The 23,433-nt window shown below is 38.7% G+C and carries 25 protein-coding genes and 1 pseudogene; 25 read left to right on the top strand and 1 reads right to left on the bottom strand.

Annotation, left to right across the window (positions count from 1 at the left end):
* Positions 1–16 precede the first annotated feature (16 nt).
* The 24 genes from AC1DG9_RS01015 (at position 17) to AC1DG9_RS00900 (ending at position 21,259) form a co-directional block, all read left to right on the top strand.
* Positions 17–838, top strand: coding sequence for an energy transducer TonB (locus tag AC1DG9_RS01015; RefSeq protein WP_048903390.1), 822 nt, complete (start codon positions 17–19; stop codon positions 836–838).
* Between the two features lie 27 nt (positions 839–865).
* Complete coding sequence (locus AC1DG9_RS01010; protein WP_235206961.1) at positions 866–1,069, top strand: hypothetical protein; 204 nt, start codon at positions 866–868, stop codon at positions 1,067–1,069.
* A 3-nt stretch (positions 1,070–1,072) separates the two neighbouring features.
* Positions 1,073–1,978: a substrate-binding domain-containing protein gene (locus AC1DG9_RS01005; RefSeq protein ID WP_477634223.1), complete on the top strand. Its 906-nt coding sequence runs from the start codon at positions 1,073–1,075 to the stop codon at positions 1,976–1,978.
* 150 nt (positions 1,979–2,128) lie between these two features.
* On the top strand, positions 2,129–3,865 hold the full coding sequence (locus AC1DG9_RS01000; protein ID WP_337716958.1) for a tetratricopeptide repeat protein: 1,737 nt from the start codon (positions 2,129–2,131) through the stop codon (positions 3,863–3,865).
* Between the two features lie 78 nt (positions 3,866–3,943).
* Complete coding sequence (locus tag AC1DG9_RS00995) at positions 3,944–4,315, top strand: NADH-quinone oxidoreductase subunit A (RefSeq protein ID WP_048903394.1); 372 nt, start codon at positions 3,944–3,946, stop codon at positions 4,313–4,315.
* A gap of 107 nt (positions 4,316–4,422) precedes the next feature.
* Positions 4,423–4,965, top strand: coding sequence for an NADH-quinone oxidoreductase subunit B (locus AC1DG9_RS00990; protein ID WP_172662142.1), 543 nt, complete (start codon positions 4,423–4,425; stop codon positions 4,963–4,965).
* Positions 4,965–5,468 (top strand): NADH-quinone oxidoreductase subunit C, encoded by a 504-nt coding sequence (locus tag AC1DG9_RS00985; protein WP_477634222.1) that lies wholly within the window; start codon positions 4,965–4,967, stop codon positions 5,466–5,468. The genes AC1DG9_RS00990 and AC1DG9_RS00985 overlap by 1 nt, the downstream gene beginning before the upstream one ends.
* Before the next feature lie 6 nt (positions 5,469–5,474).
* Entirely contained in the window at positions 5,475–6,683 is a 1,209-nt protein-coding gene (locus AC1DG9_RS00980) for an NADH-quinone oxidoreductase subunit D (RefSeq protein WP_048903397.1), read from the top strand.
* Positions 6,676–7,188, top strand: a complete 513-nt coding sequence (locus tag AC1DG9_RS00975) for an NADH-quinone oxidoreductase subunit NuoE family protein (protein WP_172662140.1) — start codon at positions 6,676–6,678, stop codon at positions 7,186–7,188. The genes AC1DG9_RS00980 and AC1DG9_RS00975 overlap by 8 nt, the downstream gene beginning before the upstream one ends.
* Positions 7,188–8,555 carry an NADH-quinone oxidoreductase subunit NuoF gene (gene nuoF / locus AC1DG9_RS00970; RefSeq protein WP_172662139.1) on the top strand — a complete coding sequence of 456 codons (1,368 nt, stop codon included), beginning with the start codon at positions 7,188–7,190 and terminating at the stop codon, positions 8,553–8,555. The genes AC1DG9_RS00975 and nuoF overlap by 1 nt, the downstream gene beginning before the upstream one ends.
* Before the next feature lie 5 nt (positions 8,556–8,560).
* Positions 8,561–9,565 (top strand): NADH-quinone oxidoreductase subunit G, encoded by a 1,005-nt coding sequence (locus AC1DG9_RS00965; protein ID WP_048903399.1) that lies wholly within the window; start codon positions 8,561–8,563, stop codon positions 9,563–9,565.
* A complete protein-coding gene (gene nuoH, locus AC1DG9_RS00960; protein WP_172662138.1) occupies positions 9,565–10,602 on the top strand; it encodes an NADH-quinone oxidoreductase subunit NuoH in 1,038 nt (345 codons plus the stop codon). The genes AC1DG9_RS00965 and nuoH overlap by 1 nt, the downstream gene beginning before the upstream one ends.
* A gap of 36 nt (positions 10,603–10,638) precedes the next feature.
* Positions 10,639–11,136, top strand: coding sequence for a NuoI/complex I 23 kDa subunit family protein (locus tag AC1DG9_RS00955; protein WP_048903401.1), 498 nt, complete (start codon positions 10,639–10,641; stop codon positions 11,134–11,136).
* Positions 11,137–11,195: 59 nt separating this feature from the next.
* A complete protein-coding gene (locus AC1DG9_RS00950) occupies positions 11,196–11,693 on the top strand; it encodes an NADH-quinone oxidoreductase subunit J family protein (protein WP_048903402.1) in 498 nt (165 codons plus the stop codon).
* On the top strand, positions 11,693–12,022 hold the full coding sequence (gene nuoK / locus AC1DG9_RS00945) for an NADH-quinone oxidoreductase subunit NuoK (protein ID WP_477634221.1): 330 nt from the start codon (positions 11,693–11,695) through the stop codon (positions 12,020–12,022). The genes AC1DG9_RS00950 and nuoK overlap by 1 nt, the downstream gene beginning before the upstream one ends.
* Before the next feature lie 22 nt (positions 12,023–12,044).
* Entirely contained in the window at positions 12,045–13,937 is a 1,893-nt protein-coding gene (gene nuoL, locus AC1DG9_RS00940) for an NADH-quinone oxidoreductase subunit L (protein WP_477634241.1), read from the top strand.
* Positions 13,938–13,958: 21 nt separating this feature from the next.
* Positions 13,959–15,425, top strand: a complete 1,467-nt coding sequence (locus AC1DG9_RS00935; RefSeq protein ID WP_172662137.1) for a complex I subunit 4 family protein — start codon at positions 13,959–13,961, stop codon at positions 15,423–15,425.
* A gap of 4 nt (positions 15,426–15,429) precedes the next feature.
* Positions 15,430–16,803 (top strand): NADH-quinone oxidoreductase subunit N, encoded by a 1,374-nt coding sequence (locus tag AC1DG9_RS00930; protein WP_172662136.1) that lies wholly within the window; start codon positions 15,430–15,432, stop codon positions 16,801–16,803.
* Positions 16,804–16,848: 45 nt separating this feature from the next.
* Positions 16,849–17,511, top strand: coding sequence for a DedA family protein (locus tag AC1DG9_RS00925; RefSeq protein WP_172662135.1), 663 nt, complete (start codon positions 16,849–16,851; stop codon positions 17,509–17,511).
* Between the two features lie 8 nt (positions 17,512–17,519).
* Complete coding sequence (locus AC1DG9_RS00920; RefSeq protein ID WP_048903407.1) at positions 17,520–18,074, top strand: inorganic diphosphatase; 555 nt, start codon at positions 17,520–17,522, stop codon at positions 18,072–18,074.
* Positions 18,074–19,390 carry a hemolysin family protein gene (locus tag AC1DG9_RS00915; RefSeq protein ID WP_337716956.1) on the top strand — a complete coding sequence of 439 codons (1,317 nt, stop codon included), beginning with the start codon at positions 18,074–18,076 and terminating at the stop codon, positions 19,388–19,390. The genes AC1DG9_RS00920 and AC1DG9_RS00915 overlap by 1 nt, the downstream gene beginning before the upstream one ends.
* A gap of 11 nt (positions 19,391–19,401) precedes the next feature.
* Positions 19,402–20,106 carry a 16S rRNA (uracil(1498)-N(3))-methyltransferase gene (locus AC1DG9_RS00910; RefSeq protein ID WP_337716954.1) on the top strand — a complete coding sequence of 235 codons (705 nt, stop codon included), beginning with the start codon at positions 19,402–19,404 and terminating at the stop codon, positions 20,104–20,106.
* Complete coding sequence (locus AC1DG9_RS00905; RefSeq protein ID WP_337716952.1) at positions 20,103–20,759, top strand: DUF4159 domain-containing protein; 657 nt, start codon at positions 20,103–20,105, stop codon at positions 20,757–20,759. Before AC1DG9_RS00910 ends, AC1DG9_RS00905 begins: the two co-directional genes overlap by 4 nt.
* 2 nt (positions 20,760–20,761) lie before the next feature.
* Positions 20,762–21,259 (top strand): acyl-CoA carboxylase biotin carboxyl carrier protein subunit, encoded by a 498-nt coding sequence (locus AC1DG9_RS00900; protein WP_337716950.1) that lies wholly within the window; start codon positions 20,762–20,764, stop codon positions 21,257–21,259.
* A gap of 55 nt (positions 21,260–21,314) precedes the next feature.
* Here the strand turns inward: AC1DG9_RS00900 and AC1DG9_RS00895 are convergent, their stop codons facing one another.
* Positions 21,315–22,901 carry an SUMF1/EgtB/PvdO family nonheme iron enzyme gene (locus tag AC1DG9_RS00895; RefSeq protein ID WP_288883470.1) on the bottom strand — a complete coding sequence of 529 codons (1,587 nt, stop codon included), beginning with the start codon at positions 22,899–22,901 and terminating at the stop codon, positions 21,315–21,317.
* 212 nt (positions 22,902–23,113) lie between these two features.
* Here AC1DG9_RS00895 and AC1DG9_RS00890 point away from each other — a divergent pair.
* Positions 23,114–23,433, top strand: a pseudogene (locus AC1DG9_RS00890) (type IX secretion system outer membrane channel protein PorV); the annotation flags it as partial.

Raw genomic sequence — 23,433 nt, 5'->3', positions numbered from 1 at the left:
ATAAAAATATTAGGCTATGTTTGGTTCTAAAATAGATTTATTAAAAAGGGATTGGCTTGATGTTGTGTTTGCCAATAAGAACAAAAGCTACGGAGCTTACGAGCTTCGTCAGAGAAGTTCTGCGAATACAACGAAATCATTGCTAATAGCATCAACAGCATTTGTGTTGTTGTTCTTATCCCCTAAAATTATGGAGTTATTCAAAGGAAAAGCTCCAGAAGAGGAAATTGTTAAGCAAACGGAAGTAGTGGTGCAGCCACCTCCTCCTGTAAACCCGGAAACACCTCCACCGCCACCGGTTGAGCCACCGCCGCCAAAACAGGATCAGGTTAAGTTCCCTCCTCCAATTGTAAAACCGGATGAGTTGGTACGTGACGAGGAACCGGTTGAAATTGAAGATTTGAAAAAGGCTGACCCAGGTCAGAAAACCATTGCCGGCGACCCTGATGCGGATATCGTTATTGCAGGTCCGGCAGGTGATGGCCCTAAACAAGCAGCGGTAGTAGAGGATACCAAAGTTTATGACTTTGTGAGTCTTGAAACGCAGCCATCTTTCCCTGGTGGTATGGAGAAATTCTACGCTTATTTGAAAAAAGCGGTAAGATATCCTCCTATGGCTCAGGAGAACAACATTCAAGGTAAAGTGTTTTTATCGTTCGTTGTTGAAAAGGATGGTAGCTTAACCGATATTAAAGTTGATAGAAAACTTGGTGGTGGTACAGATGAGGAAGCTGTTAGGGTGCTAAAAGCAAGTCCGAGATGGATCCCAGGAGTTCAAAATGGTAAAAAGGTGCGTGTGAAATATAACATCCCAATCAGTTTTACCTTATCACAATAGAATACAATGTTTAATTTGAAAACATTTATGCAGAAATCGCCTCAACAGCGATTTCTGTTTATTTTAGGGCTAGTTATGTTTGCCTTTTACCTGGTTCTGGGCCTTACATTAATCGTTTGGAAAGACATGCCGGTAACCATCGAACGGACTTACAGAGTGCTCCTTGGTGTGTTGCTTATCGTTTATGCAGCAATAAGATTTACCCGGGTAATTAATCAAAAAGATAATTAAAGAATGAAGAATCTAAGCTTTGCGTTCATTTTTCTGGTGCTGCTGTCTTGCAAAAATAAAAAGCAGACTGAGGTTGTTGAACAAACACGGACATCAGGATCGGTTAAAATTCTTGTTGACGAATCTTTTTCTTCGATTATCGCTGATCAGATCATGGTATTTAAATCTGATTATAAGCATGCGGAGTTTGCAGTCACTGCCGGTAACGAGAATAAAATAGTGCCTGCTTTTTTAAATGACAGCATTAGAGTAATCATATTATCCCGGATGCTAACACCCCAGGAAGATAAAATATACAGAAACAGAAGCATCGTTCCAAAGACATCCAGGTTTGCCATAGACGGAATTTCATTGCTTACCCAGAAGGACGATCTTGACTCAAATATCACTGTTGAGGAGGTGATAGCGATATTAAAAGGAACTTCAAACAGTGGAAAACAGCTTGTTTTTGACAATGCCTATTCCAGCACGCTCCGGTATTTCAAGGAGCTGGCTCAAATCACGGAACTTCCAAAAAAGGGAGTTTATACTTTGAAKAACAATAATGACGTTATAAAGTACGTTGCTGAAAATAAGAATTTTATAGGAGTAGTCGGTGTAAATTGGTTAATAGCTAATAATTCCGATATGACTCCTTATATTGCAAAGGTGAAAACGATGGGGGTGAAGAATATTAAGGGGAAAAAGGGGGATAATGCATACTATCGTCCCGATCAGGCAAATCTAATTAGTGGTATTTATCCGTTTTTAAGAAATGTTTACATCATAAATTGTGAGGGACGGGATGGTTTAGGCACAGGTTTTGCAAACTGGTTATTAAGCCCGAGAGGTCAGTTGATCGTACTGAAATCTGGACTTGGTCCGCATAAGATGATGTCACGGGATTTTAACTTGAAGAATACAAAGTAAATTTTATATTTGGAAAACGAAAGTAATGGGCAGGGTAAGATGAGTTTGATTTTAGAAATGCCTTTTAAATATTTGAAACTAAAAACAAAATAGCGAACCATGAAAGCTGCAAAGCCGGCTTCATAACAATTAATTGAAAATAGAGGAACTATGAAAATGACAAAGAAAGCAATAACCTTAGGTTTAGGTTTAGTAGTGATGGGTTCTGCCTCTTTTGCTCAGAGCATTACCGATGCAAAGAAGGCGATAGATGCCGAACAGTACCAAAAAGCGACTTCAATGCTTAAAGCGTTGGTGTCGTCACAAAAAGGCAAAGGGGAGAATTACTTTAGTTTAGGTGATGTTTATTTAAGAAGGGATTATATTGATTCTGCTAGAGCTGCCTTTACTCAAGGTGTGACAGCTGATCCAAAAAATCCTTTAAATTATATAGGTTTAGGCCAGGCTGATCTTGCTTCAAATAATGCCGCGTCAGCTAAAACAAATTTTGATAAAGCAATTGAAGTTTCTTCAAAAAAAGACTTTACTCCATATTTGTATATAGGAAAGGCTTATTTGGAAGGTGAGAAACCAGATTTTGCTGCAGCACTACCTAACTTGCAAAAAGCGGAAGAGCTTGATGATAAAGATAAAGAGGCAGAAACATTTGTTGCTTTAGGAGATTACTATGCAGCACAAAGAAAGAACTCAGAGGCGCTTCAAAACTACATGAGGGCTTTGAGTATTAATCCGGCCCTTTACAGATCTACCGTTCAGATTGGAAGAATGTATAAAGAGTCAAGAGCATTCAGTGATGCGGAAGTTGAATTGAAAAATGTAATCGCTGCTGATCCAAATTATGGCCCTGCTTATCGTGAGTTAGCTGAGCTGTATATGCAATGGGGAAATCAGGAGCCTGCAAATTTTGATGCTAAGGCGGCTGAGGCATTAACAAACTACAAGAAATATCTTGATTTGACTGATAAATCATATGATTCAAGATTACGTTATGCAACTTTCTTGTTTTACGCGAAAGACTTTAAAACGCTGGAACAAGAAACTTCAGAACTGGCCTCAGTAAATCCCAACGATCCTAAAAGCTTGATCGTTTCAAGGTTGAGAGGATACTCTGCATATGAAAACAAAAATTATCCTCAGAGTTTACAGTACATGAAAGACTTTTTTGCGAAGGTAAAAGATACTTCACGTATTATCTCTGATGACTATATGTACCTTGGTAAAGCCTTAATGAAGGATTCTACAGATAAGGCTAACGACAGTTTAGGTTTAGTAAATGTGATTAAAGCGGTTAATATGGACTCTACTAAAGTTGAGGCTTTAGCAGAACTTGCAAAATCATATTATGATGCTAAAAACTATCCTAAAGCAATTGCAACATATGATGTGGTTAACCGTTTGAACCCAGAAGGTAAAGGTTCATTGTATAACTATTTTTACCATGCTATTGCCTCTTATGTGTCTTATTATAAGGCTTATACTGCAAAGACCAATCCATCTAAACAAATCTTAGTGAAAGGAGATTCTTCGTTAGCGAAATTGCTGAAGTTAGCTCCATCGACTTATGATGCGATTTTGTATAGAGCTAGAATCAATGACTTCATGGATGATGAAGCAAATCCAACGGGGTTAAAAATACCTTTCTACCAACAGTATTTAGATTCTGTCGAGGCTCATGTTGATAAACAAACTCCGGCAGTAAAAAAGAATATGGTGGAAGCCTATAATCAAATAGCGGGTTTTGCTTCATACAAAGAAGATAAAGTAAAAGCAAAATTATTCTGGGACAAAAGTTTAGCTATTGATCCTGCAAATACCACTGCATTAGAAGGCATTAAATCATTAACAGCTCCAGCACCAAAAGCTGCAGCTAAGCCAAAGAAAAAGTAATAATTTTATAATAAAAGAAAAAGGCGGGGTTGTTATCCCGCCTTTTTCTTTTATTTTTGCCTCATAATTTATATTTAAATGGAAACTCAAAGCGTACCCGTAGATTTTTTACCAATTATATTTCAAGTAGTTGTTGCCTTAGGATTTGTGGTGGTTACTTTAATCGCGACACACTTTTTAGGTCCAAAAAGAAAAACAGCTGATAAGCTGGCAACATTTGAAGCAGGTGTAAAAGTTGTCGGTAATGCGCGTCAGCCATTTTCCATCAAGTATTTTCTAGTGGCTATACTGTTTGTCCTGTTTGATGTGGAGGTGATATTCATGTACCCTTGGGCAGTTAATTTTAGAGCACTTGGAATGTCTGGAATGATAGAGATGTTCATCTTTATGGGAACCTTATTATTAGGCTTTATTTATGTGATAAAAAAGAAAGCATTGGATTGGAATTAGGTTATTTAGATTGTTTCTAAATGCCCTCAACTTAATTCATTTGCTTTTAAAAAATTGTAGATTTGTGGTTCATTCTTTAAAGGAATGAACCTTTTTCGTTTTGTATCATGAGTAACATCAATATAGTAGACGCGCCTCCAGGCATAGAAGGATCTGGTTTTTTTGCTACCTCCTTAGACAAGGTTATCGGCCTGGCCCGTTCCCATTCATTATGGCCCTTACCATTTGCCACTTCTTGCTGTGGTATTGAGTTTATGGCCACCATGGGATCTCATTATGACTTTGGCCGATTCGGATCTGAGCGTTTAAGCTTTTCTCCCCGTCAGGCAGATTTATTAATGGTAATGGGAACCATAGCTAAGAAAATGAGCCCGGTTCTTAAACAGGTATATTTGCAGATGGCTGAACCCCGTTGGGTGATGGCTGTTGGCGCTTGTGCATCCAGTGGAGGTATATTCGATACTTATTCTGTTTTACAGGGAATAGATGAAATTATTCCGGTCGATGTATATGTGCCAGGATGTCCACCAAGACCAGAAGCTATATTGGATGGTTTTGGTAAAATTCAGGAATTGGTTAGGAATGAATCTTCAAGAAGAAGAAATTCAGATCAATATAGAGAAATGTTGGCTTCATACGGAATTGACTAATGGCAGAGGTTACTAATCAGGAATTAATACAACAACTGACTGAAAAGTTCGGTGAAAAAATAGTTGGAATTAATGAGCCTTATGGCTTGCTTACTTTTGAAACCACAAAGGATGTTATTATTAATGTTCTGGCATTTCTTAAACAAAATACGCTAGCTAGCTTTAACTTTCTTACCGATATTACTGCAGTACATTATCCTGAGAAAAAGCATGGCATTGCTGTAGTTTACCATTTACACAGTATGGTGAACAAAATCAGGATTAGGGTTAAGGTTTTCATTGATGAGCATCATCCTGAAATCCCAACCGCTACAACCTTATGGAATGYAGCTAATTGGATGGAAAGAGAAACTTATGACTTGTTTGGAGTAAAGTTTGAAGGCCATCCGGATTTGAGAAGAATATTGAATATGGACGAGCTAGGTGTGCATCCCATGTTAAAACAATATCCTTTGGAAGATCCGAACAGAGTAGATAAAAAAGACGAATACTTTGGTAGATAAGAAAAAATGAATCAACCGGTATATACAGATAACGACCCACAGAATGAATTGGTAACCTTAAATTTAGGTCCAACTCACCCTGCAACACATGGTGTTTTTCAGAATGTAATTCAATTGGATGGTGAGCGCATCGTTAGTGGTGTATCTACTATTGGGTACATTCACCGTGCTTTTGAAAAAATTGCGGAACATCGCCCATTCTATCAAATTACTCCTTTAACAGATCGGTTAAACTACTGCTCTTCTCCCATAAATAATATGGGATGGCACATGACTGTAGAGAAGTTATTGAATATTAAAATGCCAAAGCGTGTGGATTACTTAAGGGTAATTATTATGGAACTGGCACGTATTTCAGATCACATTATCTGTAATACCATTATTGCTCAGGATACAGGCGCAACAACCACATTCTTATATTTATTTCAATTCAGAGAACATATTTATGAGATCTATGAAGAGATTTGTGGTGCAAGATTAACGACCAATATTGGTCGTATTGGAGGCTTCGAAAGAGACTTTAATGAAATTGCCTTTGCCAAAATCAATAAGTTTTTGAAAGAGTTCCCCGTAGCACTAAGAGAATTTGAAAGCTTGCTTAACCGTAACCGTATTTTTATTGACCGTACAGCGAAAGTTGCAGCGGTATCAGCGGAACAGGCACTGGATTATGGATGGACCGGACCGCTGTTGCGTTCAGCTGGAGTTGACTATGACGTTCGCGTGAGTGATCCATATTCGTCATATGAAGATTTTGATTTTGAAGTTCCGGTAGGAACAAGTGGTGATATTTATGACCGTTATCTTGTTCGGAATGAAGAAATGTGGCAAAGTGTTAGGTTAATCGAACAGGCTTTAGAAAAATTAAAGCACGAACCGGCAGGTATTTTCCATGCGGATGTACCTGAATTCTATTTGCCTGCTAAGGAAGAAGTTTATAATAACATGGAAGCTTTAATCTATCATTTTAAAATCGTGATGGGCGAAATTGATGCTCCTAAAGCTGAAGTATATCATTCAGTTGAAGGTGGTAATGGTGAGTTGGGCTTCTATTTAATCAATGATGGAGGAAGAACGCCATATCGTTTACACTTCAGAAGACCTAGTTTTATTAATTACCAAATGTTTGCACCAATGAGTAAAGGCATGCTGCTGTCAGATGCCATTATCAACATGAGTAGTATGAACATTATTGCAGGAGAATTAGATGCTTAAAGTAGAACAACAACAACCTGTAGAGTTTTCATCAGCTTTAAAAGAGAAGTTTGATGAGATAATTAGCAGATACCCGAAGGGTAAACATAAATCTGCTTTATTGCCGATGCTTCATGAGGTTCAGGCTGAATTAGGCTGGTTAAGCCCGGATGCAATGGATAAAGTTGCTGCTTATCTGGATATCCAGAACATTGAGGTATATGAAGTAGCTTCGTTTTACAGCATGTATTTTTTAAAACCTCAGGGTAAGTATGTTCTGGAAGTATGCAGAACCGGCCCTTGTTGTTTAGTGGGTGCTGAGAAGCTGATGAACCATATAGAACAAAATCTAGGCGTTAAAGAAGGGGAGGTTACACCTGATGGCTTGTTTAGCTGGAGAGGTGTAGAGTGTTTAGCTGCCTGTGGATATGGCCCGGTATTACAGATCGGTCCGGAATATACATTTTACGAAAACCTTAATGAACAAAAGGTTGACGAGTTGATACAAGATTTACGCAAGAAATAATGGCCCGTAAACTATTATTAGAACACATAAACGTACCAGGCATCAATACATTTGATGTTTATCGCCAAAAAGGCGGTTATCGTGCCGTAGAAAAGGCCTTAAAAACTTTGACTCCTGATGAAGTAGTGGAAGAAGTTAAGAAGTCTGGATTACGTGGACGTGGCGGTGCAGGATTCCCTACGGGAATGAAATGGAGTTTTTTGGCGAAACCTGAAGGCGTAGCAAGATATTTAGTTTGTAATGCAGACGAGTCTGAGCCAGGAACTTTTAAAGATCGTTATCTGATGACCCATATCCCTCATGCACTTATTGAGGGAATGATCGTTTCAAGTTTTGCGCTGGGTGCTAATACCTCTTACATTTATGTAAGAGGTGAGATGATGCCCCAGATTAGAATACTGGAAAAAGCAATTGCAGAAGCAAAGCATGCTGGGTTTTTAGGAAAGAATATTTTAGGAACCGGCTATGATTTGGAACTATATGTTCAACCAGGTGGCGGTGCATATATTTGTGGAGAAGAAACCGCATTATTGGAGTCTTTAGAAGGTAAAAGAGGAAATCCCAGGATTAAACCTCCTTTTCCTGCAATTGCAGGGCTTTACGGATGTCCAACTGTAGTAAACAATGTGGAGTCTATTGCGGCGACTGTGCCTATCATTAACGATGGTGGTGATGAGTATGCCAAAATAGGAATCGGCAGAAGTACAGGTACTAAACTGATTTCAGCTTCTGGTAACTTAGTGAGACCAGGTGTATATGAAATAGATCTGGGATTGCCTGTAGAAGAGTTTATTTATTCTGATGAATATTGCGGAGGTATCGCAAACGGTAAAAGATTAAAGGCTACTGTAGCCGGGGGATCATCTGTTCCTATCTTACCCGCAAATCTAACCCTGAAGTTAGCGAATGGCGAACCAAGATTAATGAGCTATGAATCGTTGTCAGAAGGTGGTTTTGCTACTGGATCAATGATGGGTTCTGGCGGTTTTATCGCATTTGATGAAGATCAGTGTATTGTTAGAAACACCTGGAACTTCGCTCGTTTTTATCATCATGAAAGCTGTGGACAATGCTCTCCTTGTAGAGAGGGAACAGGATGGATGGAAAAAGTGCTGCACAGAATAGAGTATGGCCATGGTAAAATGAGCGATATTGACCTATTGGTTGATGTTTCTAAAAAGATTGAAGGAAACACAATCTGTCCTTTAGGCGATGCGGCAGCATGGCCGGTTGCAAGTGCAATCAGACATTTCAGAGATGAGTTTGAATGGCATGTTAAAGAGCCAATCAAATGTTTAGATACTAATTATGGTTTGGCAAATTATGCTGAGCCTATTGCGAAAGCAGAAGTTACGACAGGAAATTAACAATCATGAGTGACAAAGTTAAGGTAACCATAGACGGGATAACAGTAGAAGTAGCACCCGGCACAACTATTCTAAATGCTGCAAGGCAAATAGGTGGTGATATAGTGCCTCCTGCAATGTGCTATTATTCCAAATTAGAAGGTAGCGGAGGAAAATGCCGTACTTGTATTGTTAAAGTTAGCAAGGGGTCTGAGAAAGATCCCAGGCCAATGCCAAAGTTGGTAGCATCATGCCGTACAACAGTTATGGATGGCATGGAGGTTCAAAATATCACTTCTCCGGAAGTTATTGAAGCGCGAAGCGGTGTAGTAGAAATGCTACTGATCAACCATCCTTTAGACTGCCCTGTTTGTGATCAGGCAGGAGAATGTGACCTTCAGAATCTTGGATATGAGCACGGTTTGCAGAAAACCAGATATGAATTTGAGCGCAGAACTTTTGAACGTATCGATATTGGAGATAAGATCCAGTTACATATGAACAGATGTATTTTATGCTATCGTTGCGTATTTACTGCCGACCAGATTACAAACAAACGTGTACATGGTATTTTAAATAGAGGTGATCACTCAGAAATTTCTACCTATATACAAACAGCTGTAGATAATGATTTTTCCGGAAACGTGATTGACGTATGCCCTGTTGGAGCATTAACCGATAAAACATTCAGATTTAAAAATCGTGTTTGGTTTACCAAGCCAATTGACGCACACAGAGATTGTCCTACATGCAGTGGTAAAGTTACTTTATGGTATAAGGGAGAAGATGTGCTAAGGGTTACAGCACGTAAAGATATTTATGGTGAGGTGGAAGAATTTATCTGCAATACCTGCCGCTTCGATAAAAAGAAAACGGCTGATTGGGTAATTGAGCATCCCACTCATATTAGCGATACTTCCGTTATTGCTTCTAACCATTATGAAACCTTAAAGCCTTTGCCTGTTATTCAAAACAATCCTCAATTACAACAGGCAAATAAAGTAGAACTAGAAAAAACAACCAAATTCTAATGGATATAGCTTTTGTAATAGAAAAATTTGTACTGGTTGCCATCATATTTGGTATCAGTTTATTGATTGCTATGTACTCTACTTATGCTGAGCGGAAAGTTGCTGCCTTTTTACAGGACAGGCTTGGACCAGACAGAGCAGGGCCTTTTGGGATACTTCAGCCATTGGCTGATGGGGTTAAAATGTTCATGAAGGAAGAGATTATTCCTTCAAACGCCAGTAAGTGGTTATTTATGGTAGGACCGGGATTGGCCATGCTTACCGCTTGTATTGGAACAGCAGTTATCCCATGGGGCAGCAATATAACCATCGGAGATCGTGTTATTCCATTGCAGGTAACGGATATCAATGTAGGTATTTTATACATCTTTGGTGTGGTTTCACTAGGTGTTTACGGAGTAATGATCGGTGGCTGGGCATCAAATAATAAATACTCATTGCTAAGTGCCATTCGTGCGGCATCGCAAAATATCAGCTATGAGATCGCTATGGGCTTATCTATTATTGCTTTGTTGCTCGTTACAGGAACAATGAGTCTTAAAGAGATTGTGGAACAACAACATGGCTGGCACTGGAATATACTTTACCAGCCCTTAGGGTTTGTCATTTTTATGGTTTGTGCCTTTGCAGAAACCAATAGGGCTCCTTTTGATTTGCCGGAGTGTGAAACCGAGCTGATTGGTGGTTATCATACGGAGTATTCTTCAATGAAACTGGGCTTCTATCTATTTGCTGAATACATCAATATGTTTGTGTCATCAGCAGTTATGGCTACGCTTTATTTTGGAGGATATAACTATCCGGGTATGGATTGGGTATTGTTACATACAGGACCGGTTATTGGTCCTCTGATTGGAACGTTTGTATTTTTTATAAAAATATTCGCATTCATATTTTTCTTTATGTGGGTACGCTGGACAATCCCTCGTTTCCGCTATGATCAATTGATGCACCTTGGCTGGAAGGGTTTAATTCCTTTGGCTATCGCTAACATCATTATCACAGGAATTGTGATTGCAATAATTGAAAAGTTTTAACTACCCGCACTAGCGGATAAATAATAAGGAGGTTTAATGGAACCATTAACCAGTAAAAAGAAAGTATTAGAACAAAAACCATTAACGTTTGCAGAACGAATGTATCTGCCTGCAATAGCCAAAGGTTTGTCTGTTACAATTAGCCACCTATTTAAAAAAGAGGCTACCATAAGATACCCTGAAGTTGAAAGAGAATTCTCAACCAACTTTAGAGGGATGCATTCTTTGAAAAGAGATGAGCAGGGAAGAGAGCGTTGTACTGCTTGTGGGTTGTGTGCGCTGTCCTGCCCGGCTGAAGCGATCACTATGATTGCTGCAGAACGCAAGCCTGAAGAAAAGGAACTCTATAGGGAAGAGAAGTATGCTGCAGTATATGAAATTAATATGTTGCGCTGCATTTTCTGTGGTTTATGTGAAGAAGCCTGTCCAAAAGAAGCAATCTACCTGGATGGCCCAATCGTACCTGCCGATTATCTTCGTAAAGATTTTATTTACGGGAAGGATAAATTGGTAGAGCAACCATTGAATAAATAGTAATTTAGTATACAATGCCTGTTAAGGGCCTTTTAATATAAACAGTTTAAACATAGATAATGGGTACTTCAGTATTCTATTTCGTAGCAACATTAAGCGTGATCTTTTCACTGATGGTTATTTTTTCAAAAAACCCGGTGCATAGTGTGCTTTATCTGATTGTTACATTCTTCACATTTACGGTTCACTACATTCTGTTAAACGCACAGTTTTTGGCTGTGGTAAATTTCATTGTTTACATGGGTGCAATTATGGTTCTATTCCTTTTTGTGCTGATGTTACTGAACCTCAATAAGGATAACGAGCCGTTAAAATCAGGAGCAGTAAAAGTTGTCGGTGTGATCGCAGGATGCTGTCTTGTGGTTACTTTGGTTGGATCCCTAAAGGCTACTGCAGTGTCTGATCCGGTGATTTTAAGAAATCCTAATTTGGGCTTACTGAAAAATCTGGGCAAGGAATTGTTCGGCCCTTTTATGTTGCCCTTTGAACTTTCATCAATCTTATTGCTTTCTGCGATGGTTGGTGCAGTATTGTTAACTAAAAAAGAAAAAGTATAGTGGAGAACATGACTCAACAATTGCAGGGCGTACCACTTAACCACTACATCTGGCTAAGTGCTATTATTTTCACCATTGGCGTTATTGGAGTATTAACCCGCAGAAACGCTATAGTTATATTTATGTCGGTTGAATTGATGCTGAATGCAGTTAATTTGCTGCTAACAGCTTTTTCAGTGCATAACAATGATCCATCCGGACAGGTTTTTGTGTTTTTCATAATGGCTTTAGCTGCTGCAGAGGTTGCGGTGGGCTTAAGTATTATTGTGATGGTGTATAGAAATACACAGTCAGTAGATATTAATGTGTTGAATMGCCTTAAGTGGTAATATTAAGTATAGATAAAAAATGATAATAGATTTAGTTTGGCTGGTTCCGTTGATTCCTCTGATTGGTTTTATAATCAATGGCTTGGGAAGAAACACATTATCTAAAAGCCTTATTGGTTTTATAGGAAGCAGTGTTATTTTTGTTTCTTTTGCGATCAGTGTTGGTATATTTCTGGCCTTAGGTGCAGACGCAAATAAATCTCATGAAATTTTTCTTTTTGATTGGATAAATGCCGGTGCGTTACATATTCCGGTATCTTTTCTGGTAGACCCGTTAAGTGCTATAATGCTACTTATTGTTACCGGAGTAGGGTTTCTGATCCATATCTACTCAATCGGATATATGCATAGCGATGAAGGATTCGGTAAGTTTTTTAGCTACCTGAACCTGTTTATCTTTTTTATGCTTTTACTGGTATTGGGATCAAACTACATCGTAATGTTCATTGGATGGGAAGGGGTTGGGTTATGCTCTTACCTTCTGATCGGGTTTTGGTATACAAATAGTAGCTATGCTTCTGCAGCTAAAAAGGCTTTTGTGATGAACCGTATCGGTGATCTGGGCTTTTTGCTGGGTGTATTCTTTATCTTCACTACTTTCGGAAGTGTAGAGTTTTCTAAAATATTTCCTCAGGCAGCTAATATGCTCCCTGGAAACACAACCATAGCGCTTATCGCATTGTTGTTATTTATCGGAGCCTGCGGTAAATCTGCTMAGCTACCTCTTTTTACCTGGTTACCTGATGCGATGGCTGGACCAACACCTGTTTCAGCCTTAATACATGCCGCAACCATGGTTACTGCCGGTATCTATATGATCGCCAGATCTAACCTGATCTTTGATTTGGCCCCTTTAATTCAACACGTAATTGCCATCGTTGGCCTTGCTACCGCTATTGTAGCGGCAATTATTGCACTCACGCAAACAGATATCAAAAAAGTACTTGCTTATTCTACTGTATCACAATTGGGATACATGTTTTTAGGTTTAGGTGTTGGCGCATATAATGGAGCTTTCTTCCATGTGATTACTCACGCATTCTTCAAAGCATTATTATTCTTGTGTGCAGGATCTGTTATTCATGCCTTACATCACGAACAAGATATGAGACATATGGGCGGTTTACGTAAAAAACTACCTGTAACTTTTATCACAATGCTTATTGGTACCATTGCTATAGCAGGGCTTCCTCCTTTTTCTGGATTCTTCTCTAAAGACGAGATTTTGGCACATGTGTACCTGCACGATAAAGTAATGTGGGGAATTGCAGTGTTTGGCGCGTTTCTTACTGCATTTTATATGTTCAGGATGTTGTTCCTTACTTTTTACGGTAAATATCGCGGAACGCATCATGCCGAAGAAAAAATTCATGAATCACCTAAATCAATGACAATTCCTTTGATCGTGTTGGCGGTATTGTCAGCCCTTGGTGGTATCATTGGTGTGCCTGAGGCTTTGGGCGGAAATCATTGGTTATCACATTGGCTTTCTCCGGTAATTAAGCATACCGGGGAATCACCGGATCACGCTACTGAATATATCCTTATGGCAGTTTCTGTGGTTGGTGTTTTAATCTCTATTGCAATAGCATATGGCAAATACATCAAACAAAATCACATACCGGCTTCAGATGAAGCTAAACGTTCTGTGCTGGCAAACCTGTCTTACCATAAATTTTATTTTGATGAGATATATGATGCATTAATTAGAAAACCTTTGGATGCAATTTCAGTATTCTTCTACAAAATCGTAGATAATAAGATCGTTGATGGTATTGTGAACAGCTTAGGCTGGGGAACTACCGAAGCCAGTAAAGGTTTGCGTTTAATACAATCCGGCAATGTTGGGTTTTATATTTTTATGATGGTGGTAGGAATCATCTCATTGTTATTGTATACTTATTTATCTCTATAAAAGATCGTTCAAGAAAACATAATGGAACAACTTTTACTACTTCTTATATTCTTACCATTGCTAGGTGCCTTGGTTACCGCTCTTTCCGGAAATGCAGCAAAGCATGTGGCATTGGTTTCGGCAATTGTCTCTTTAGGTTTTGCATTGGCGATGGTATGTAATTTTACACCTGATGCCAGCACCCAATTTGTGGTAAACTACTCCTGGATTCATGATCTTGGGATAAATTTCCACGCTGGTGTCGACGGAATAAGTATGATTACAATACTATTGACCAACGTGTTAATACCATTAATCATATTGGCAAGTTACCAGCATAGCTACAAAAGTTCAAATGCATTCTTTGCTTTAATTCTTTTCATGCAAAGCGGATTGTTAATCGTATTTACCGCTCTTGATGCTTTCTTGTTCTATATTGGCTGGGAAGCAGCATTAATTCCGATTTACTTTATCTGTGCAGTTTGGGGCGGAAAAGATCGTATTAAGGTAAACATGAAATTCTTTGTTTATACCATAGCGGGTTCGTTATTTATGCTCCTGGGATTGATTTACCTGTACTTACAGAACCCTGCGCATAATTTTGATATCCAGGCGTTCTATAATCTTAATTTGGATGCAACACAACAGGGCTGGATATTTTGGGCTTTCTTTATTGCTTTTGCAATTAAGATGCCTGTATTCCCCTTCCATACCTGGCAGCCAAATACATATACCGAAGCTCCTGCTGCCGGTACTATGTTATTGGCGGGTATCATGCTTAAAATGGGTATTTACGGGGTTATCCGCTGGTTGTTGCCTATAGTTCCTTCCGGAGTTCAGGATTGGGGTCATGTTGCAATTATACTGTCTGTTATAGGAATCGTATATGCATCAATTATCGCATTTACACAAAAAGACGCAAAGCGTTTGGTGGCTTATTCTTCAATTGCCCACGTTGGCCTAATCAGTGCAGGTATTTTTGCGTTGAATACACAGGGCATGCAGGGTGCAATGATTCAGATGCTTAGTCACGGTATCAATGTGGTAGGTTTGTTTTTTGTGCTTGACATTGTTTCAAGCCGTTTGAAAACAAATAGAATAAGTGAATTGGGTGGAATCGCCAAACAGGCACCAGTATTGGCAATTACGGCTTTGATCATCGTTCTTGGAACGGTTGCATTACCTGGAACCAACGGCTTTATAGGAGAATTCCTGTTGCTGATAGGCGTGTATCAGTACAATATCTGGTTAGCTGTTTTTGCAGGATTAACAATTATATTCGGGGCAGTTTATATGTTCAGGATGTACCAGAACATTATGCTGGGCAAAACGAATGATTTAACAATTACCTTTACAGACGTTAAAGGTTCGGAAAGGATAGTACTATATATCATTTGCGCACTAATTATTGTATTAGGCGTTTATCCAAAACCAATTCTGCAATTGTCTGAAGCATCAGTGCAGCATTTAATAGAACAAGTAACACAAAAATTAACATCGGTAAACTAAGCAAATGAATATCATAATAACAATTACTGTTACAGCTTTAGTAGTGCTTTACGCAGGTTTGTTTAAGGCTAAAAAAGCATTATTACCCATTACTCTTATTGGATTGCTTATTTCACTGGCTTTTGTTGCTACTTCATGGAACACTAATCAGACCTATTTTGGCATGATGCAGATGGATAATTTTGCATTGGCTTTTTCAGGTATAACCATCCTGGGTACATTGTTTGTATTTCTACTTACACAAAATTATTTTGCAGCGGATAGTGAAAATATTGCTGAATATTTCACACTAATATTATTTGCACTGGCAGGTATCATCATCATGGTTTCTTACAAGAACATGTCCATGTTGTTTATTGGCATTGAGATTATGTCTGTTTGTTTATATATACTTGCGGGTATTCGGAAAAGTAACTTTGCATCTAATGAGGCTTCATTGAAGTACTTTTTAATGGGAGCATTCTCAACAGGATTCTTACTATTTGGCATTACCTTGATTTATGGTGCGACAGGCTCGTTCGATTTGGAGACCATTAATCAGTATTTAGTGGGCAATTACAAATCCATCTCCCCGATGTTTTATCCGGGTGTAATTCTGATGTTAATAGGATTGAGCTTTAAAGTAGGAGCTGCACCGTTTCACTTTTGGACACCGGACGTATATGAGGGTGCGCCGACTTTGATTACAACTTTTATGTCCACAGTAGTGAAAACTGCAGGTTTTGCTGCCTTTTTACGCCTGTTTGCTGATACTTTTGCTCCGCTTCATGATTTCTGGCTACCACCACTAGTTGCAATTGTTTGTATTACATTGTTTATTGGAAATGTTACTGCCTTATTTCAAAAGAACTTTAAAAGAATGCTTGCCTATTCGAGTATATCTCATGCAGGTTACTTATTGTTTTCGTTAGTAACCTTGTCTGCAAACTCATCAAATAATGTATTGGTTTATGCAGCAGCTTATACTTTTGCCAGTATCATTGCGTTTGCGGTGCTAATTATGGTTAAACAGAAAACAGGTAATGATCATTTTGACAGCTTTAACGGACTGGCTAAACGCAATCCACTAACTGCTTTGGTGCTCACAATAGCGATGTTATCGCTGGCCGGTATACCGCTAACAGCAGGATTTATCGGGAAGTATTTAATGTTTCTGAATGTAATGGGAGAGTATCAGATCCTTCTTGTTGCATTCGCTATTTTAAATGCCTTGGTTGGCTTTTACTATTATTTTAAAGTAATCGTGGCCATGTACTTTAAAGAGGGTAATGAAATTGAGCTGGAAGTACCGCTTCAATACAAAGCAGTATTGATTTTTTCAGTTGTAATTACATTATTTTTAGGGGTATACCCTGCGGTAATTTTAAATTTGATATAACCATTTCTCTAGATAATTATTTGTAGTTTTACGAGTAATTGAACTATGCAAGATTTCTGGACCTCATTACAGCATTTTATCGACCCTGAAAAATTACTTAAAGAAGGTGGTTTTTATGTTGTAATGTTCGTTATTTTTGCTGAAACTGGTTTATTTTTTGGGTTCTTCCTACCAGGCGATTACCTTTTATTTCTTGCGGGCATGTTTGTAGCAACAGGAAAGTTGGATGTAAATATCTACGTGCTTATCCTGGGTTTATGCCTTTCTGCCATTTCAGGTAATTTTACCGGGTATTGGTTTGGTCGAAAGACGGGCCCTGTACTCTATCATAGGAAGGACACTTTCTTCTTTAAAAAGCGTTATTTGAAAGCTGCCGAGGAATATTACAACAAACAGGGAGCTTTTGCTTTAATAATGGGAAGATTTGTTCCGATCGTCAGGACTTTTGCCCCGATTTTTGCTGGCGTAGTTAAACTAGATTTTAAGAGATTTGCATTATATAACATTGCAGGTGCAATATTATGGATAGCTTCCTTAACTTTGCTTGGTTATTTCTTAGGTAAAAGATTTGAAAAAGAAATAACCGATTATTTATTATACATAATTATAGGCTTTATTATTGTTACGACCATTCCGCTTATCATCACGTTCGTGAAAAAGAAGGTGGTAAATAACACAGATAAAGAAACAACAAATACAGAACAATAAAATAAAAAATGAATAATTACGATCATCATCCATGGCACAGCGTTTCTCCAGGCGATAATTTACCTGAAATTGTTAATGCCATTATAGAAATTCCAAAAGGTTCAAAAGCGAAATATGAAATTGATAAAGAGTCTAATCTGATTAAATTAGATAGAGTATTATTCTCTTCAGTGATGTACCCCGCTAATTATGGGTTTATTCCACAAACCTATTGCGATGATAATGACCCTCTTGATATTTTGGTGTTATGCTCAGTGGATGTTTATCCATTGTCAATTATCGAGGCGAAAGTTATCGGCGTAATGCATATGGTAGATAACGGCGAACAAGATGATAAAATCATTGCGGTAGCTAAAAACGATATGTCGGTTAATTACATTAATGATTTGGCTGATCTGCCTCCGCATACAATGAAAGAAATCGTTAAGTTCTTCCAGGATTATAAAGCACTGGAAGAAAAGAAAGTAACTATCGAACATCTGTTGGGTGTAAGATATGCACATAAAGTCATACAGGAAAGCATTGCTCTCTATGACGAAAAGTTTAGAAATAAGAATTCTTAATGGAAGGTCTCAAGATATTTTTAACATTCTTCTTAGTAGCGCTGAACGGATTTTTCGTTGCAGCAGAATTTGCAATTGTAAAGGTTAGGGCCTCGCAAATTGAAATTAAAGCGAAATCCGGAAGTAGGGTTGCAAATATCGCAAAATACATTACCCAGCATCTTGATGGCTATTTAGCCGCAACACAGCTGGGTATTACGCTTGCCTCTCTTGGTTTGGGTTGGGTCGGTGAATCTGTGATGCATAACATTGTTCACGATGCGCTGATTAACTTTAATTTATCAGAGGTTTACATTACCTCTATATCTACGTTTATTGCATTTCTATTTATTACGGTAATGCACATCGTATTTGGAGAATTGGCACCAAAGTCGGTAGCAATACAAAGACCTGTGGCTACAACATTATTCATTGCTGTTCCCCTTCAGGCATTCTATTGGCTATTCAGACCTTTTATATGGGTTTTAAACGGCCTGGCTAATATAATCCTTAAGCTGTTTGGTATTTCCAATGTAGGTGGACATGAATCAGTACACAGTACAGAAGAGTTGTATTATTTATTGGATCAGGGTAAAGAAAGTGGCGCGCTGGATACCAATGAACACGAACTGATTAAAAACGTTTTTGATTTTAATGAGCGAGTTGTTAAAAATATCATGGTTCCAAGAACCAAAATTTCTGGAATTGAATTATCTACACCTAAACAGGAAGTTGTAGAAACAATAATTGGCGAAGGATATTCAAGGATGCCTGTTTATGATGACATTATCGATAAGATTATCGGAATTGTTCACGCAAAGGATATTCTCCCATTATTGGCGGGTAATAAAGAATGGTCTTTAAGTGATATTATCAGGAAGCCATATTTTGTACCTGAAACAAAGAAAATAAATGACCTGCTAAGTGAACTTCAACAGAAGCGCATTCAAATTGCTATTGTCATTGACGAATTCGGCGGTACAGCCGGAATGGTAACGCTGGAAGATATCGTAGAGGAGATTGTTGGTGAGATACAGGACGAGTATGATGAGGAAAAACCAACTGTTGAAAAAATATCTGATACAGAATTTATCATTAATGCTTATGCAACTGTTTATGATGTAAATGAGCATTTACCTCATGATCTGCCCGAAGATGAGGATTTTGATACAGTAGGAGGGCTTGTGTCTCATGCATTTGGAAAGATCCCTGAAGTAGGTGATAGCGAAGAATGTTATGGGTATTTATTTACGATCTTAAAGAAAACAGAACAGAATATAGAAACCATAAAACTGGAGCTCGTGATTAGCAAGAGTGATATGGTCGACAACCATTAATCTACTTTGTAATGCATGTTTTTTATACACCAGACATCATTTCTGATGATTATGTCTTAAATGAGGATGAAAGCAGGCATTGCATAAAGGTTTTAAGATTAAATATTGGTGCCGAAGTTTACCTTATTGATGGCGTTGGAGGACTTTACAAGGCTGCAATTGTAGGCCAGACAAAGAGAAACGTTGAACTAAAAGTTCTGGAAGCAACCCATAACTACAACAAGCGGAATCATCGGCTGCATATTGCTATTGCACCAACTAAAAACATAGATCGATTAGAATGGTTTCTGGAAAAAGCGACTGAAATAGGGATAGAAGAGATCACGCCAATAATTTGTGATCGTTCTGAGCGTCGTGTAGTTAAAGAAGACCGGTTGGTTAAGGTCGTTACTTCTGCTGTGAAGCAATCCCTTCAAGCCTATCATCCTATAGTTAATCCTCAGATAAACTTTTCCGATTTCTTAAAAATAGAAAATACCACTAATAGGATGATAGCGCATTGCATTGATGAGTCTTCCAGGCAGTACATCAGTCAAATTGCTGAACCTCATCAGCATTATACCATCCTGATCGGACCAGAAGGTGATTTTACACCGATGGAAATTGATTTGGCTTTGCAGAATGGCTATAAACCCTTAACTTTAGGTAATACACGGCTGAGAACAGAAACCGCTGCTTTAGCGGCCTGTTTTGAGGTGAATTATTTAAATCGATGAAGTTTAAACCCCTTTTTTTCGCCGGAATAATTTTGATATGCTCAAGCTTTTATTCCCCTACTTATAAATTAGCAAAACTAAAATATAATGGTGGTGGCGATTGGTATGCCAATAGAACCGCACTTCCCAACCTTATCGACTTTTGTAACAAGAACCTGCAAACAAACTTTGCCCCGCAGGAGGAAATTGTTGAGGTTGGAAGTGCAGAAATATTTAATTACCCATTCGTATACCTTACAGGACATGGGAATGTCGTTTTTAGTGGTGCTGAAGCCAGTAACCTCCGTAAATACTTAATCGGTGGCGGCTTCTTACACATTGATGATAACTACGGACTGGATAAGTTTATCCGTAAAGAAATGAAGAAAGTATTCCCTGAATTAACATTCACAGAATTACCAGCCAATCATCAGATATACAATCAAAAATTTAAGTTTCCCAATGGCCTGCCCAAGATCCATGAACACGACAATAAAAGACCTCAGGGTTTTGCATTAATCTGGGAAGGACGCATCGTTTGTTATTACACTTATGAATGCGATTTGGGGAATGGATGGGAGGATTATGGAACTTACCCTGGAGATACTCAGGATAAGCGCTCCAGCGCGCTTAAAATGGGCGCAAATTTAATTCAATACGCATTAACACAATAGTTATGAAGGTAAAAGTCAACGAACACTACAATTTCAATGTCGAAATAAACAATAATTCAATGAGTGTTAATGGTTTGGAAGTAACTTTAGATCCAAGAAGTTTGGGGAATAACCATACTCACGTGATCTACAATAATAAATCCTACAACATAGAGGTCGTCTCCGAAAGTAAAGCTGATAAAACAAGTGTCATCAAGGTAAATGGAACTACCTATACCATCGCAATGGAAGATCAATATGATCAGTTACTTAAGCAATTGGGCATGGATAGTGCTTTGGCCAATAAGGTTAGTGAAATTAAAGCCCCTATGCCAGGCCTGGTTTTGAGTGTTTTGGTTACTGAGGGGCAACAGGTGAGCAAAGGAGATAGCTTACTGGTGCTGGAGGCCATGAAAATGGAAAATGTTATTAAATCTCCAGCTTCGGGAATGATTAAGAAGATCCTCATCAATAAGGCAGACAAGGTAGAGAAAAATGAAATATTGATACAATTTCAATAAACAAAAACGGGGGCCACATGACCCCCGTTTTTGTTATATCAAAATAAAAATATGTTTATCTCTTGCCAGCTTTAAAGGCCTTTTGCGGTTTAGTCTTGAATTGCGGTTTTCCCATAGATCTAATTTCAGAGGCACCAAGCATTGTCATTGCACACCTGAAGCCAATGTCGGCTGTTGATTCATCCTGTTGAAGGAATCTTCTGGTTGCAGGATTTAACCACATGGCCTGGTCATCCCATGATCCACCCTTATATACCCTGGATTTATCCGTAATAAGTGTAATTTCACCATACAGGTCATTTGCCTTGTCACGGTACCCTCTTTGATCGGCGTAAGTATTCACAGAATCTGCAGGTTTACTCGCAGCGGCTTGTTTTTCCGCCCATGTTTGTTTTCTTGCCGATACAGCTGCAGTCATCACAGGACGGTTGTGTTTGTCTATTTCTATCCTTCCGGTACTGGGATCGGCTATTTTTTTATCCTCATAAAAGTTTCCTCTGTAAGGGTTAAACGCATCGGCAGCCTCAAAAGTTTTGGAGCGATAAACATCCGCAACCCATTCATTTACATTTCCAGCCATATTGTACAAGCCGAAATCATTTGGCGTGTAAGATCTTACCGGAACGGTTAGCCCGCCTTTGTCATTTAAAGAACCTCCAACACCCATATAGTCACCTTTTGTTCTTTTGAAGTTGGCTAATATCAAACCACGGGTTTTTTTCTTTGCAGAGCTTAACCCCAGCCCATTCCATGGATAAATTTTGTTTTCATGAATGTTTTCGTACTCCGTATTGCCAATTAATCCAAGTGCAGCATATTCCCATTCGGCTTCAGTTGGCAGGCGATACGGTTGTTTTAAAATCCCGTCTTCCAGTCTTACCGTTCTGGTTGCACCTTTCCCATTCGCGCCGGCATCGGCAGCTTTAGCACTGGTAGGGCTTAGATCTTTCATCGCCTTTTTACCTTTATCATTATGCTGGCCACTTAGGTAGGTTTCCGTATTAAAAGGTGCTGTCGGTCTTTCGCTTGCCTCGGCAACACCGCTTCTGGTATCCCCGTTTATGTCTTTAAAGCTCGTCATATAACCCTGATCCCTGAGGAGCAATTCGTTCACCCGATCAGTTCTCCAGTCACAATACCTTGACGCCTGTTCCCAGGTAACCCCAACTACCGGATAATCCTGGTAGGCAGGGTGCCTTAAATAATTGTCCACATAAGGTTCATTGTATGATAACGGTCTTCGCCAAACCAAGGTGTCGGGTATTTCGTTATAATAATATTCGTAATCAGTTGGATAATTGGTTCTTATCCAATTTAGGTATTCCAGCCAGTTCGTGTTCGAAACTTCCGTTTCATCCATATAAAAAGAAGAAACAGTAGTTTCTCTTTTATGGTTGTAATCGCTTAGTTCTTGTCCTGCAACATTTATTGCGCTACCACTCATTACAAAAACACCGCCTTCAATTTCGACCAGGCCGGGACCGGGTCCTCTTTTGAATTTATTGTTGACCTGAAATCCTCCATATTCCTTTTTATTATAGGCTAATCCTGTCTTGTCCGAAGTTCCTGATTTAGATTTACAGGAGACAAGGGAGGCTACAAGTGCGAGATATGCAAGCGAGTATAGGTATGATTTTTTCATTGGATTGCGCAAATAGTTACTCTAAAGGTTAAAACTACACAAAAAAAGGTGTTCGCTCCAAAAAAACTTTTTTTATAAAATTGAAACAAATTATCTCCGAACAGAGTTTTCAGGTAGGATATTATTCAAATGCTTTGTAAACCGGGGGAATACTTTGAAATTTAGCAGCACTATGTTAACTTGCGTGCAATAGTATTAATTATACGGGACGCATGAATTTAAGGTACACTGTAAAAACTGCATTAAGCATTTTTTCGCTGGCAACAGTTGCTACAGGACTGTTTGCCCAAGAAGTACAGCCAGGTACCCAAACAAATGGAAGTGTTCCAAATAATATCATTACAGCGGTCCCTTTTTTGTTGATTACTCCTGATGCCCGGATCGGAGGCATGGGAGATGCTGGAGTGGCAATTGCTCCGGATGCAAACTCAATGAGTATAAACCCTTCTAAACTAGCTTTTTTAGATAAACCATATGGATTTTCCGCTTCTTATAGTCCTTGGTTAAAAAGCCTGGTTCCTGATATTAATCT

It is taken from the genome of Pedobacter sp. 05L430, from assembly GCF_056397585.1.
Note: the sequence above shows the minus strand (reverse complement) of the source record. Positions and strands in the feature narration are given on the sequence as shown.